The 12,390-nt window shown below is 69.6% G+C and carries 15 protein-coding genes; 9 read left to right on the top strand and 6 right to left on the bottom strand.

Annotated elements, in window-relative coordinates; all coding sequences use genetic code 11:
* The first annotated feature begins 38 nt into the window (after positions 1-38).
* The 3 genes from Ate02nite_RS38515 to pheA are packed head-to-tail and all read left to right on the top strand — an operon-like array spanning position 39 to position 1,993.
* Entirely contained in the window at positions 39-428 is a 390-nt protein-coding gene (locus Ate02nite_RS38515) for an ACT domain-containing protein (protein ID WP_203812851.1), read from the top strand.
* A gap of 25 nt (positions 429-453) precedes the next feature.
* A complete protein-coding gene (locus Ate02nite_RS38510) occupies positions 454-1,032 on the top strand; it encodes a hypothetical protein (RefSeq protein WP_203812850.1) in 579 nt (192 codons plus the stop codon).
* 13 nt (positions 1,033-1,045) lie between these two features.
* Positions 1,046-1,993, top strand: coding sequence for a prephenate dehydratase (pheA, locus tag Ate02nite_RS38505; protein ID WP_203812849.1), 948 nt, complete (start codon positions 1,046-1,048; stop codon positions 1,991-1,993).
* Here pheA and Ate02nite_RS38500 read toward each other — a convergent pair.
* The 3 genes from Ate02nite_RS38500 to Ate02nite_RS38490 form a co-directional block, all read right to left on the bottom strand.
* The gene (locus Ate02nite_RS38500; protein WP_203812848.1) at positions 1,990-2,727 is read right to left on the bottom strand and encodes an AIM24 family protein; all 738 of its coding nucleotides are present in this window, start codon (positions 2,725-2,727) and stop codon (positions 1,990-1,992) included. The two genes, pheA and Ate02nite_RS38500, sit on opposite strands and share 4 nt — an antisense overlap.
* Before the next feature lie 76 nt (positions 2,728-2,803).
* On the bottom strand, positions 2,804-3,166 hold the full coding sequence (locus tag Ate02nite_RS38495) for a metallopeptidase family protein (RefSeq protein WP_203812847.1): 363 nt from the start codon (positions 3,164-3,166) through the stop codon (positions 2,804-2,806).
* A gap of 92 nt (positions 3,167-3,258) precedes the next feature.
* The gene (locus tag Ate02nite_RS38490) at positions 3,259-3,687 is read right to left on the bottom strand and encodes an OsmC family protein (RefSeq protein ID WP_203812846.1); all 429 of its coding nucleotides are present in this window, start codon (positions 3,685-3,687) and stop codon (positions 3,259-3,261) included.
* 66 nt (positions 3,688-3,753) lie between these two features.
* Between Ate02nite_RS38490 and Ate02nite_RS38485 the strand changes: the two genes are divergently transcribed.
* The 4 genes from Ate02nite_RS38485 to Ate02nite_RS38470 all read left to right on the top strand — a co-directional run bounded on the left by Ate02nite_RS38485 (position 3,754) and on the right by Ate02nite_RS38470 (position 7,574).
* Positions 3,754-4,539 carry an MATE family efflux transporter gene (locus tag Ate02nite_RS38485; RefSeq protein WP_203812845.1) on the top strand — a complete coding sequence of 262 codons (786 nt, stop codon included), beginning with the start codon at positions 3,754-3,756 and terminating at the stop codon, positions 4,537-4,539.
* Positions 4,540-4,594: 55 nt separating this feature from the next.
* Entirely contained in the window at positions 4,595-5,857 is a 1,263-nt protein-coding gene (gene serS / locus Ate02nite_RS38480; RefSeq protein WP_203812844.1) for a serine--tRNA ligase, read from the top strand.
* A gap of 107 nt (positions 5,858-5,964) precedes the next feature.
* Positions 5,965-6,777 (top strand): HAD-IIB family hydrolase, encoded by an 813-nt coding sequence (locus Ate02nite_RS38475; protein ID WP_203812843.1) that lies wholly within the window; start codon positions 5,965-5,967, stop codon positions 6,775-6,777.
* Entirely contained in the window at positions 6,777-7,574 is a 798-nt protein-coding gene (locus Ate02nite_RS38470; protein WP_203812842.1) for a Cof-type HAD-IIB family hydrolase, read from the top strand. Before Ate02nite_RS38475 ends, Ate02nite_RS38470 begins: the two co-directional genes overlap by 1 nt.
* Here the strand turns inward: Ate02nite_RS38470 and Ate02nite_RS38465 are convergent.
* Together Ate02nite_RS38465 and ddaH are read right to left on the bottom strand one after the other, a co-directional pair.
* The gene (locus tag Ate02nite_RS38465) at positions 7,571-8,137 is read right to left on the bottom strand and encodes a bacterial proteasome activator family protein (protein WP_203812841.1); all 567 of its coding nucleotides are present in this window, start codon (positions 8,135-8,137) and stop codon (positions 7,571-7,573) included. The genes Ate02nite_RS38470 and Ate02nite_RS38465 overlap by 4 nt on opposite strands.
* Before the next feature lie 34 nt (positions 8,138-8,171).
* Positions 8,172-8,999 (bottom strand): dimethylargininase, encoded by an 828-nt coding sequence (gene ddaH, locus Ate02nite_RS38460; protein ID WP_203812840.1) that lies wholly within the window; start codon positions 8,997-8,999, stop codon positions 8,172-8,174.
* A gap of 67 nt (positions 9,000-9,066) precedes the next feature.
* On the opposite strand from ddaH, the gene Ate02nite_RS38455 reads away from it, so the two are divergent.
* Both Ate02nite_RS38455 and Ate02nite_RS38450 read left to right on the top strand, forming a co-directional pair.
* A complete protein-coding gene (locus Ate02nite_RS38455; protein WP_203812839.1) occupies positions 9,067-9,525 on the top strand; it encodes an Lrp/AsnC family transcriptional regulator in 459 nt (152 codons plus the stop codon).
* Between the two features lie 34 nt (positions 9,526-9,559).
* The gene (locus Ate02nite_RS38450) at positions 9,560-11,305 is read left to right on the top strand and encodes a beta-propeller domain-containing protein (RefSeq protein ID WP_203812838.1); all 1,746 of its coding nucleotides are present in this window, start codon (positions 9,560-9,562) and stop codon (positions 11,303-11,305) included.
* Here the strand turns inward: Ate02nite_RS38450 and Ate02nite_RS38445 are convergent.
* Positions 11,302-12,387, bottom strand: coding sequence for a T3SS (YopN, CesT) and YbjN peptide-binding chaperone 1 (locus tag Ate02nite_RS38445; RefSeq protein WP_203812837.1), 1,086 nt, complete (start codon positions 12,385-12,387; stop codon positions 11,302-11,304). The genes Ate02nite_RS38450 and Ate02nite_RS38445 overlap by 4 nt on opposite strands.
* Positions 12,388-12,390 lie beyond the last annotated feature (3 nt).

Below are 12,390 nucleotides of genomic sequence, written 5' to 3'. Positions count from 1 at the left end.
GTTGGGCAAGGCACGATGCGGAAACGTAGTCTGCCAACATGCTCGATCTAGATCTGCTACCAGAGGAGTACGCGGTGTGTCGGCTGCCGGCCGGCTCGCCGATCCCGGCTTCGCTGGCCGCGGGTCCGGACGACAAGAGCGTCATCTCGCTCAGTTGGGCGCCCGACGAGTTGTCGATCATCTGCCCGGCCGACCGGGTGCCGGAGGGCGCGACGGCCGACACGGCCTGGCGATGTCTGCGCGTGGTCGGGCCGCTCGACCTGGCGCTGACCGGGGTGCTGGCCTCGCTGATCGGGCCGCTGGCGGCGGCCCGGGTCAACATCGTGACGTTCTCGACGTACACCACGGACTACCTGCTCGTGCCGACCGTCCGGCTGACCGAGGCAGTGGACACCCTCACGGCAGCGGGGCACCGCATCGCCTCCTGAGACATTCGAGCCCTACCATGTCCGCGTGTCCCCCCGCACACTCCGGTTGATCCCCATCGGCGCTCTGCTGCTGCTGAGCGCCTGCGGCACGCCGCCCAAGCCGCCGCTGAAGTCGCCGCCGCTCTACGTGAGCCCGAGTGCGGCTCCCATTTCGCTGAATCCGTCGGCGGTCGGCATCCCCGGCGTGACCTTCCCGACGCCCACCTTCGCCGCGCCCGGACCGACGTATCCGACCTATACCTACCCGACGGCGACGAGGACCACGGCCGCGCCGGAGACCGTTCCGGCCACCCCGACGCCCTCACACGCGTCCCGCTGCACCGGCTCGCCCACCGGTGACCAGATCCTCACCCTGGTCAAGGAGAAGTCCGCCATCCCCACCAACACCACGCTGCGGGTCAGCGACGGGCCGTACTGCTCCGGCGACTGGTCGTTCAGCCAGGTCGAGAGCAGCGGCACGACCGCCGATCAGGATCCGCTCCAGGTGGTGACCACCGGCCAGGACGCCGCGCTGGCACTGGTCGCGGCCGGCTCCGAGGTGTGCACCAACCGGGTCTTCACCACGGCACCACCGGGCATCCGGGTGCTGGCCTGCGGGTCCTGACTAGAATTCCGGCATGCCCGGAACGCCGCCGACTCGCTTCGTTTACCTCGGTCCGGAGGGCACCTTCACCGAGGCCGCCCTGCGCACCCTGCCCGCCGCCGAGCGCGGGATGCGCACTCCGGCCCGTAGCGTGCCCGAGGCGTTGGAGGCGGTGCGCTCCGGCGATGCCGACGCGGCCCTGGTCCCGCTGGAGAACTCGGTGGGCGGGGCCATCCCGGTCACCCTGGACGAGTTGGCCACCGGCAGCCCGCTGGTGATCACCCGAGAGGTCGTGATCCCGGTCGAGTTCCGGCTCGCGGCCCGGGAACTGATCCCGCTCGCCCGGATCCGTACGGTGGCGGCCCACCCGCAGGCCTCGGCCCAGTGCCGCAACTGGCTGCTCGCCCACCTGCCCGACGCCACCGTGGTGGACGTGCTGTCCAACGCGGCCGCCGCGATCGCCGCGGCCGCCGGGGAGTACGACGCGGCGCTGTGCGCGCCGATCGGGGTGCCCCGCAACCGGCTGACCGTGCTGGCCGACAAGGTCGCCGACCACGCCGACGCGGTCACCCGCTTCGCCCTGCTCACCCGGCCCGGCCCGGTCGGCGAGCCGACCGGCGACGACGTCACGTCGCTGGCCGTCTCGATCCGGCATGACCAGGTGGGCGCGCTGCTCGCGGTGCTGACCGAGCTTTCGGTACGCGGGATCAACCTCTCCCGCATCGAGTCCCGGCCGACCGGCGAGCAGCTCGGCACGTACGTCTTCTTCCTCGACTGCACCGGGCACGTGGCCGAGACCCGGATGGGCGAGGCCCTGCAGGGCCTGCGTCGCATCTGCGCCGAGGTGCGTTTCCTCGGCAGTTACCCGCGGCACCGGCTCACCCGCGAGGACCCGGTCCCGTCACCGCCGGGCCTGTCCGACAGCGATTTCGCCGACTCGGCCGCGTGGCTTTCCCGCCTCCGAGCCGGCGAGATCCACTAATTCCCCAGCAGGTTGCCCAGCAGACCGCCCTGCTGCTGCTGGCCGCCGCTGCCGGTGCCGGCCAGGCCGGCCGGGGGCTCCTCGGAGGGCTGGACGACGACGAAGCCCTGACCGGCGAAGCTCATCGTGAAGCGCTCGCCGGTGCTGCGGCCCAGCAGGGTGCCGAGGCCGAGCTGCTCGGCGCGGTGGTAACCGGTCTGCAGGTTGGCCGACCAGCAGATCGCGGCCTGCGGGTCGACGTAGGTGGGCTGGTCGACGCTGAGCACCACCGGGGTGCCCTTGGTGGTGACCGCGATCCGGCCGTGGCCACTGAAGACGCAGTTGAACAGGCCGGCGTTGGACATCATGCCGGCGCCGCCGACCATCTTGATGTCGTAGTTGAGGGTCGAGTCGAATGCCAGCACGTTCGTCCCGTTGATGGAGAGGGCGTCGCCCGGCTCCAGGTCGATCAGGTGGACGTCGGCGGCCGCGTTGGCGAGGAAGACATCGCCGGTGCCGCGGACCTTCATCAGCGGCACACCTTCGCCGGTGAGCTTGGACTTGATGAACTTGCCGATGCCGCCGGACCCGAGCGCCTCGAACTGGACATTGCCCTGGTAAGCGACCATCGAGCCCTGACGGGCCATGAACTCGCCGTTCAGTTCCGCCTTGAGCAGCTTGGAATTCTGCAGACGCAAACCGGGCTGGGCCGACTCCTTCTCGAGGTTCTCGGCCGAAAAGAGCTCGCTGCGCATGAACGTCCTCCTGTGTGCGATGTGGCACCAGGGTAGGACCCCCCACCAAGTCGGTGACCGGCCTTTCAGCCGGATTTCATCCCCATCCGAGCTCGTGCAGACGGTGATCGTCGATGCCGAAGTGGTGGGCGATCTCGTGCACCACGGTGATCGCGACCTCGTCGATGACGTCCGTCTCGGTGTCGCAGACCTTCAACGTGGGCAGGCGGTAGATGGTGATGCGGTCGGGCAGCACGCCCGCGTAATCCCAACCTCGATCGGTCAGCGCCGTTCCCTCATAGAGGCCGAGCAGGTCATCGCTGCCGTCGGCCGGTGCGTCCTCGACCATGAAGACCACGTTGTTCATCATCGTCAGTAACTCGACGGGCACCTCGTCGAGCGCCTCACCGACGAGTTCCTCGAAGCGTTCGCGACTCATCTCGACCGGCACAGGACCCATTGTGCGCCAGATCGGCGGGCACGCCGGTGCTGCCGATGCGGTCAGGGATCCGACAGCAAGCCCTGCCCGCACCGGCGGGTGTGTCCGGCCGGTCAGGCCAGCTTCGCGGAGAGCGTGATCTCGGTGCCCGGGGCGAGCAGCCGGGAGATCGGGCAGCCCTCCTTGGCGGCCTGGGCGATCTTCTGGAACTCGGAGTCGTCGATGCCGGCCACGGTGCCGACGGTCTCCAGGTCGATCCGGGTGACGCTGAAGCCGGCGTCGGTCTTGTCGAAGTGGAGCTTGGCGACGGTCTCCACCGAGGTGCCGGTGTAGCCCGCGTCGGCGAGCGCCTTCGAGAACGCCATCGAGAAGCAGCCGGAGTGCGCGGCGGCGATCAGCTCCTCGGGGTTCGTCCCCTCGCCCTCCTCGAAGCGCGACTTGAACGAGTAGTTCCCCTGGTAACCGCCCTTACCGGTCTTGATCGTGCCGGAACCTTCGGTGAGGTTCCCATCCCAGTGGGCCGTAGCAGTGCGAATAGGCATATCCGAAACGCTAGTCCATCGGACGGCCGGTGGCCGCTCGACCGGGTACGGGCCATCATGGTTCACATGCCACCGGAGCGCGGTCCGATCGACTTAGACCCATCGCCGCCCACTGGATCTCCTACCGACGATGTTGTTGAGTTCGGCGCGGAGACGACACCTCGCCGACGTCGCTGGAACGCGACCGGCATCGGCCAGCACCTGGCCGGTGACCGGCGGCTGGTCCCGGTGGCCGCGGCGCTCGGCGCGGTCGCCCTGCTCGCCTCGCTGGTCTCCGAGTGGCAGGTCACCACGGTCGACGCGGCGGTGTTCGGCTCCGAGAACGACGTCGGCGACAGGCTGGTGCCGACCGACCTCACCGACCTCGGCGCCTTCGGGGCCGCCATCCTGGTCGGCCTGTTCCCGCTGGTGGTCAGCGTGGTGCTGACCATGTTCGGGCCACCGGCCGGGCGCCGCTGGGCGCGACTCGCCGGGCTCAGCGTGGGCGGCACCCTGCTCGGCCTGCTCTTCGCGCTGGCCGTCTCGCTGGGCGGCCAGAGCCGGGTGGTGCCCTACCTCTATTCCATGTCGATGAACCCCGACCAGATGCAGATCGGGTACGGGCGTGGCCTGTGGTGCGCGTTCGCCGGCGTCGGCTTCGCGGTGCTCGCGCTCTACCTGGCCGATCGGCACACCCCGGCCCCGGTCGCCGATGAGCCGGCCGCGGAAGAACCGCCGGCCGTGTGGTCGTGGCGCCGGCCGTCCGGCGCAGACGAGCAGGTGGTCCCCGATGCTCCACTGGAGCTGACGGTCGGACCGGCCAAGCCGTTCACCCTGCTCCGCGACGACCGCGACAAGCCCAGCGGATCGTGACGAGAGGGGATACTCGGGTGCTGACCGGGACGGGTCGCCGGTAGGCTCGGCAATCGTGATTGACCTGCGTCTGCTCCGCGAGGACCCCGAGCTGATCCGTGCCAGCCAGCGAGTGCGCGGCGAGTCCACCGAGCTGGTGGATTCCCTGCTGCGCGCCGACGAGGAGCGCCGAGCCGCCACCCAGCGGTTCGAGACGATCCGGGCCGAGCAGAAATCGCTGAGTAAGCAGGTGCCGAAGGCCTCCGGCGACGAGAAGGTGGCGCTGCTGGCCCGCACCAAGGAGCTGGCCGCCGAGGTCAAGACGACCGAGGCCGCCGCATCGGCCGCTGCTGAGACGCTGCGCCTGGCCCACCTGGCCGTGCCCAACATCGTGCAGGACGGCACGCCGCCCGGTGGCGAAGACGACTTCGTCGTGCTGCGCGAAGTCGGCGACCGGCCGGCCATCGACAACCCGAAGGACCACCTCGAGATCGGCGAGGCCCTCAAGGCCATCGACACCGAGCGTGGCGCCAAGGTGTCCGGCTCGCGGTTCTACTTCCTCACCGGGGTGGGCGCGCTGCTCCAGCTCGGCCTCCTGCAGATGGCGATCGCCCAGGCGGTGGAGTACGGCTTCACTCCGTCGATCACCCCGTCGCTGGTCAAGCCGGAGTCGATGGAGGGCACCGGCTTCCTCGGCGCGCACGCCAGCGAGATCTACCGGCTCGAGGCCGACGATCTCTACCTGGTCGGTACGTCGGAGGTAGCCCTGGCGGCGTACCACTCGAATGAGATCTTGGATCTCGAAGCCGGACCGAGCCGCTTCGCCGGATGGTCGTCGTGTTACCGCCGGGAGGCGGGGTCCTACGGCAAGGACGTGCGCGGCATCCTCCGGGTGCATCAGTTCGACAAGGTGGAGATGTTCTCCTTCTGCAAGCCGGAGCAGGCCGCCGACGAGCACCTGAAACTCCTGGCCATGGAGGAGGAGATGCTGGCCAAGGTCGAGATTCCGTACCGGGTGATCGACGTGGCCGGCGGCGACCTCGGGTCGAGTGCCTCGCGCAAGTTCGACTGTGAGGCGTGGGTGCCGTCGCAGGGCCTCTACCGCGAGGTCACCTCGACGTCGAACTGCACGACGTTCCAGGCGCGGCGGCTCAACATCCGCTACCGCGACGCGGACGGCAAGCCGCAGACCGCGGCGACCCTGAACGGGACGCTCGCCACCACCCGCTGGCTGATTCCGATCCTGGAGAACCACCAGCAGCCGGACGGTTCGGTGCGGGTGCCGAAGGCGCTGCAGCCCTACCTCGGCGGCCGCGACATCCTCGAACCCGTTCGCTAACGGTTAATACACCCGCCCGCTACCGGAAGTAATAGCAGCAGGTAGTTGGGCGGGTGTAACGTTTTCCTTCCGCCCTCCGCGGGGGTTCACACCCTCGGAGGTGACCGATGGTCAAGCCTGGACTCCCCAAGCTGATCGCGACGGATCTCGACGGCACGCTGGTGCGCAGTGACGACACCGTGTCCGCCTACACCCATGAGGTTCTCGAACGGGTCCGGGCCGCCGGCATCCGGATCGTGGGTGCCACCGGCCGCGGGCCGCGTCTCACCTCGCTCACCCGTAACGACATCCGGGTGGCCGACTTCCTGGTGCTGGCCCAGGGTGGCTGGGTGCTCGACCAGGCCGAATCGGCCTACCTGCTGCGGTCCCGGCTCGCCGGCCCGGTGCTGTCGACCGTGCTGGCCGATCTCGAGGCCGAGGTCGGTGCGCTGTCGGTGATGGTCGAGGCGCTCGAGCACGACGATTCGCCGCTGTGGGGCGACTACGACCCGACCTGGCGCTACCCGGTGGTGGTCGAGCGGCGCGAGCGCGCCGACTGCCTCACCGGCGACGTGATCAAGGCGTTCGCCCGGTCCTTCGACTACCACGTGGACGACCTGCTCGAGGTGGCCCGGCGGATCGTGCCGCCGCACGTGGCCTCGGTCACCCAGGCGGGCCTCAACTACGTGGAGATCTGCCCGGCGAACGTGGACAAAGGCACCGGTCTCTCGGTCGTGGCCCAGGCCGTCGGCGTCGATCCGCGGGACGTCCTCGTCTTCGGCGACATGCCCAATGACCTGCCGATGTTCGCGTGGGCCGGGTGGAGCCGAGTGGCGGTCGCCAATGCCCATCCAGCCCTGATGGCGGTGGCCGACGAGGTGACCCTGTCGAACGACGAGGATGGGGTGGCCGTCTATCTCGACAAGTTACTGTCGAGGTGATGCACCCCTTTCGGCTTGTCGCCTCCGACATCGACGGCACCCTGATCCACAGCGACGGCACGCTGAGCAAGGGCACCCTCGACGTGATCCACGCTCTCCCCGTCCCCTTCGTGCTGGTGACCGGCCGTCCGGTCCGCTGGCTTCGGCAGCTCTACGACCAGATGCCGGAGCCGGTTCCGGCGATCTGCGCCAACGGCGCGGTCGTCTACGACCCCACCACTGACACAGTTCTGCGCGCCGACCCGCTCGATACCGAGCTGCTGACCGACGTCATCAAGCGCCTTCGTGATGCCATCCCCGACATCACGCTGGCGGTGGAGGTCGAAGAAGGCAGATCTTTCTGGTACGAGGAGGCCTGGCCGCTGAACTGGGCCGGTAAGGATCACTCGCTCCGGGCCATCGCGGCCCCGGACGAACTGACCTCGGTGCCGGCCGTCAAGCTGCTGGTCCGCTCGGCCAACCACGGTGCCGACGAGTTCCACGAGCTGGTCAGCGGCGTGCTGGGGGAGCTCGCCACGGTCACCCACTCGTCCCGCAGCGCGCTGGTGGAGATCTCGGCGGCCGGGGTGACCAAGGCGGCCGGGCTGGCCTGGCTGTGCGAGCGCGAGGGGATCGACGCGAGCGAGGTGCTGGCCTTCGGCGACATGCCGAACGACATCCCGCTGCTGTCCTGGGCCGGCCGCTCGGTGGCGATGGCCAACGCCCACCCCGCCGTCCGCGCGGTGGCCGACGAGGTGGGACTCACGAACGACGAGGACGGGGTCGCGCGTTATCTGCGCGACGCCTTCGACCTCTAGAGATATTGCCCGGTGGGGGCTTCGCCGGGGTTCTGCGGCTGCCCCGGCATGGCCGGGAGGCGACCCATCGGTAACGCCGGCCGGCCACCGGCGCCGCCACGCATCTGCTCGAGCTGGAGCCGGGCCGCCATCTGCTGGGCGACCAGCGCGGCCTGAATGCCGTGGAAGAGGCCCTCGAGCCAGCCGACCAGCTGGGCTTGGGCGATGCGCAGCTCGGACTCGCTCGGCGGGGTGTCGCCCTCGAACGGCAGCGACAGCCGCTCCAGCTCCTCGCGCAGCTCCGGAGCGAGACCGTCCTCGAGCTCGATGATCGACCGCTGGTGGATCTCGCGCAGCCGGCCACGGCTCGCCTCGTCGAGCGGAGCGGCCCGCACCTCCTCGAGCAGCTGCTTGATCATGCTGCCGATCCGCATGACCTTCGCCGGCTGCTCGATCAGGTTGCCGGGCTCCTCGGGGCTCAGGGTGCCGTCGGACTCGATCGTGCCCATCGGACGCCCATCGGGTCCGACCACGATGACGGAGCCGTCTTCCTGCTTCTCCGCGGTGCGATTGTCATCGGTCATGCGTTCCATCTTCCCGCACCGGTTTGAGTACTCGTCACCGGCGTAGCTCGGCCACCGCGCATTTGACGCTGCCGCCGCCCCGCTTCAGCTCGGTCAACTCGACGTGAACCGGGTGATATCCGGCCGCCCGCACCTTGGCGCCCATCGCGGTCGCCTCGGTGTTGAGGATCACATGCCGGCCGTCGCTGACCAGGTTGAGCCCGAACGCCTCGGCGTCGACCCGGTCGGCCAGTACCGCGTCCGGGAAGAGCTGGGCGAGCACCCGCTGCGAGGCGGGCGAGAACGCGTCCGGGTAGTAGGTGACGTTGTGGTCGTCGAGCGCGGCCAGCGCCGTGTCCAGGTGGTAATAGGCGGGATCGACCAGGCGGAGCGAGACAACCGGACGGCCGAGCATCTCCTGGGCCTCGGCGTGCGCGGCCGGCTCGGTGCGGAATCCGTAGCCGGCCAGGATCACGCCGCCGTGCGCTCCCGGGAGGTAGGTGAAGTCGCCTTCGCCCTCGTTGACGTGCTCGGGTGTTTTGTACGTCCAGGCGGACCGCGTGTAGAAGGCGCGGTGGGCGCCGGCCTCGTCGGCACGCTGCGGGTAGCGGAAGCGTGCGCCGTAGACGGTGCCGTCGACCGAGAAGGCGCCGTTGGCCGCGTAGACCATGTCGGGCAGGCCGGCCACCGGCTCGAGCACGTGCACGGTGTGGCCGAGGTCGACGAGGGTGTTACGCAGCAGGTCCCACTGTTTGACGGCCAGCGCGGCATCGACCGGGACGGTGATGTCCATCCACGGGTTGATGGCGTACTCGACCGTGAAATGCTCCGGGGGACACATGAGATATGTCCGGGTTCGCGGCAAGCGCTCCGTCTGGCTCATGAGGTAAAGCGTAGGTACGCTCGGGTGCACGAAACAGCGCGAAATCTTGTGTTCTGGAGGCGAATCGTTGCAGATGGACCCGGTCGACCAGCGAATCATTGCGTTGCTGGTTGCTGATGCACGAGCGTCGTACGCGGAGATAGGGTCCAAGGTCGCTCTTTCCGCCCCGGCCGTGAAACGGCGGGTGGATCGGCTCCGCGCCAGCGGGGTGATCAAGGGATTCACCGCGGTCATCGACCCGGCCGCCGTCGGCTGGACCACCGAGGCCTTCGTCGAGCTGTTCTGCACCGGCCGCACCACCCCGGCCCAGATCACCGTGGCCACCCGCCGGCATCCCGAGGTGATCGGCGCCTACACGGTGTCCGGGCAGGCCGACGCGCTCGTCCACCTGCGGGCCGCCGACATCGGGCATCTCGAACAGGCCCTCGAACGACTGCGGGCCGAACCGTTCGTCACCTCGACCCGCAGCATGATCGTGCTGTCCCGGCTGGTGGAGACACCGACGGTGGTGCCCGCTCCGGAGTAGGAACCTTTCGGTTTCCGCCCGCGTCCAAGCGCCCATGCGCCGTCGAATTCTGCTCTGCGCCACGATCCTCGTGCTGGCCGGCTGCTCGGAAGCGCCGCCCAGCCCGCCACCTCGGAAGGCCCCGGTGCTCAACCTGGTTGCCTTCGACACCTGCGACCGACTCCTCACCGACCTGCGAGCGGCCACCCGGCTCAGCGTCGGACCCTATGGACTGCCCGGGAGTGGCTCCTTCCCGGAGAACGCCGCGGTCTTCGGCGCCCGGGCCGACTCGGCGATGCCCGCCGCCAAGACCCAGGCCTACTCCGGGACCAACGTGCACGAGGCCGGCGCCGACGAGCCGGACGTCGTCAAGACCGACGGCCGCCGGATCGTCGCCGTCAGCCGCGGCACCCTCCGGGTCATCGACCCGGCCACCCGCGCGCTGACCGGACGACTCGACCTCGGCACGGGCGCGGCGGCACAGGTGCTGTTGTCCGGCGACCACGCCCTCGTGCTCTCCGCCCGGTACTCCTCCTCCATCGACGGCCGCGCCTACGAGATGGCGTCCGGCGACGCCGAGGTGATCCTGGTGGATCTCAGCGGGCCGCCGCGCATCATCAGCCGATACCGCGGCGTGGGCCGGGTCGTCGACGCCCGGCAGACCGGCAGCGTCGCCCGCGTGGTCCTCAGTTCCACCCCGCGGATCGATTTCCCGTACGCGACAGACAACACCGACGACCTGCTGCGCGACAACCGGCAGGCGATCACCGCGGCGCCGCTCGACGCCTGGCTGCCGTCGTGGCAGGTCATTACGGGTACGGCGATCAGCTCGGGGCGGGTCGACTGCTCAGCGGTGAGCCGGCCCAAGACGTACTCCGGGGCCGGGATGCTCACCCTGCTGACCTTCGACCTGGCCGCCGATGCGCTCACCGACGGCAGCCCGGTCGGCGTGGTCAGCGACGGCGACCTCGTCTACGGCACGCCGACCAGCCTCTACGTGGCCAACCAGGACTGGCAGGGCGGTGACTCGGCGGATACCGAGATCTTCAAGTTCGCGCTCCCGGATGTGGGCAAGCCGGAGCTGGCCGCCTCGGGCCGGGTTCCCGGGTCGCTGCTCAACCAGTACTCGATGTCCGAATGGGACGGTCGGCTGCGGGTCGCCACCACCGCCGGGTCGGCGTCGGCCGTCCGGGTGCTCACCGACAGCGGCGGCAAGCTGGTGCAGACCGGGGTGGTCGACGGGCTCGGCAAGAACGAGCAGATCTACGCCGTACGGTTCATCGGTCCGCGCGGTTACGTGGTGACCTTCCGGCAGACCGATCCGCTCTACAGCCTCGACCTCAGCGATCCGGCCGCCCCGCGGGTCACCGGCGAACTCAAGATCACCGGCTATTCGGCCCACCTGCAGCAGGTCGGGGACGACCTGCTGGTCGGCGTCGGCCAGGAGGCCAGCACGTCAGGCGTACGCCAAGGTATGCAGGTCTCGCTCTTCGATGTGAGCGCCTCGCCCCGCCGCGTCGGTCAGCACGTGGTGCCGCAGAGCGTGTCGGATGCCGAGTTCGATCCGCACGCCCTGCTGTGGTGGCCGGCGACCTCGCTGCTGGTCGTGCCGGTCAAGGGCGCCTCCGAGGGCGCCCTTGCATACCGGGTCGACGCCGGCGGCCTGCAACTCGCCGGCAAGATCAGCGGGTACGTCAACCGCTCCCTGGTGATCGGCAACGACCTCTGGACCCTCGGCGACAACGAGATGACCGCTTACGATCTGTCCACCCTGGACCGGATCAAGGCGCTGAACTTCTAGAGGTACATCCCCGTGCGGTGGTCGTCGGTGGGCTGCTTCGCCGGCGTGGGCTTGTCACCCTCGCCGAAGAAGCGCTTGCCGCCGAACTCGCCGTGCAGCCGGTCGTCCAGCTCGTCGGCCAGGCCGGTCATCACCTGCACGGCGAGCATGAGGTGGGTGGCCTGGAAGTTGCGGCCGAAGACCGGGATCGACGCCCACACCGTGTCCTGCGCGCAGTACAGCCGGCCGATCGGCATGCGGTTGGTCAGCTCGGACAGCTTGACGTACAGCTCCTCGGTCGGCTCGACCTCGGTAAGGATCGGCGAGAAGACGTCCACCAGCGGCGGATTGTCTCGGACCCGGACAAACACCATGGCCGAGCCGGCCCGGATGCCGATGTCACCGTCCGTGTCGACCTGCAGCTGGTCCACCGGCGTCTTCGACATCGTGGCGACCACGGTGCGCACCCGCTCCTCTAGCGGAACCACCTCCTCGGCCGCGCCGGCCAAAGCGGCCGTCAGCGCGCCGTCGCCGTTGAGATCGTCGAGGTGGAGCACCTGGCCGATGCTGGGCTCGTGCCGGGCCGTGCCCAGCGGAGCCGTCTCGATCGGCTCGTCCTCCTCGTCGTGCACGAGGTAGACCAGGAAGGCGGGGTGCGGCGCGCCATAGACGTCACGCAGCGTGCGGGTGACGCTCGTGGCCAGGGCGCCGGCCTTCTCCAAGGACGACCGAATGCCGAACGAGTCGCCCGAGTCGGGCAGCACTCCCGGCGGCGACCAGCCGAGCGCGACCATGTCGGCGACCGCGGCACGATCCATCCGGTAGCCCTCGGGCAATTCGGCGTTGCCGACCGCGAGCGCCTCGACCACGGCGTCGGGCAGCACCCGGATGCTCACCGAGTAGACCGCGGTGCCGGTGCCCGACGCGGTCGGGTCGAGGGTGACGTCGATGTGCCCACCCGCCGCCAGCGTGGGCAGCAGCGCCGCCAGCGCACCGGCGAACTCCCGCCAGGCCTCGGTCACCTTGGCCCGCAGGTCGGCCGTGGTCGGCTCGTCGAGCAGGATGTTGTCGTTCGACCCGCCTGCGGCGTTGTCTGCCGTCATGAT

Source organism: Paractinoplanes tereljensis (genome assembly GCF_016862435.1).
Lineage (GTDB): Bacteria > Actinomycetota > Actinomycetes > Mycobacteriales > Micromonosporaceae > Actinoplanes > Actinoplanes tereljensis.
Note: the sequence above shows the minus strand (reverse complement) of the source record. Positions and strands in the feature narration are given on the sequence as shown.

Coding starts and splice junctions, on each gene's coding strand:
- Ate02nite_RS38515 (WP_203812851.1), top strand. CDS start 39: ATGCTCGATCTAGATCTGCTACCAGAGGAGTACGCGGTGTGTCGGCTG.
- pheA (WP_203812849.1), top strand. CDS start 1,046: ATGCCCGGAACGCCGCCGACTCGCTTCGTTTACCTCGGTCCGGAGGGC.
- Ate02nite_RS38500 (WP_203812848.1), bottom strand. CDS start 2,727: ATGCGCAGCGAGCTCTTTTCGGCCGAGAACCTCGAGAAGGAGTCGGCC.
- Ate02nite_RS38495 (WP_203812847.1), bottom strand. CDS start 3,166: ATGGGTCCTGTGCCGGTCGAGATGAGTCGCGAACGCTTCGAGGAACTC.
- Ate02nite_RS38490 (WP_203812846.1), bottom strand. CDS start 3,687: ATGCCTATTCGCACTGCTACGGCCCACTGGGATGGGAACCTCACCGAA.
- Ate02nite_RS38485 (WP_203812845.1), top strand. CDS start 3,754: ATGCCACCGGAGCGCGGTCCGATCGACTTAGACCCATCGCCGCCCACT.
- Ate02nite_RS38475 (WP_203812843.1), top strand. CDS start 5,965: ATGGTCAAGCCTGGACTCCCCAAGCTGATCGCGACGGATCTCGACGGC.
- Ate02nite_RS38470 (WP_203812842.1), top strand. CDS start 6,777: ATGCACCCCTTTCGGCTTGTCGCCTCCGACATCGACGGCACCCTGATC.
- Ate02nite_RS38465 (WP_203812841.1), bottom strand. CDS start 8,137: ATGACCGATGACAATCGCACCGCGGAGAAGCAGGAAGACGGCTCCGTC.
- ddaH (WP_203812840.1), bottom strand. CDS start 8,999: ATGAGCCAGACGGAGCGCTTGCCGCGAACCCGGACATATCTCATGTGT.
- Ate02nite_RS38450 (WP_203812838.1), top strand. CDS start 9,560: ATGCGCCGTCGAATTCTGCTCTGCGCCACGATCCTCGTGCTGGCCGGC.
- Ate02nite_RS38445 (WP_203812837.1), bottom strand. CDS start 12,387: ATGACGGCAGACAACGCCGCAGGCGGGTCGAACGACAACATCCTGCTC.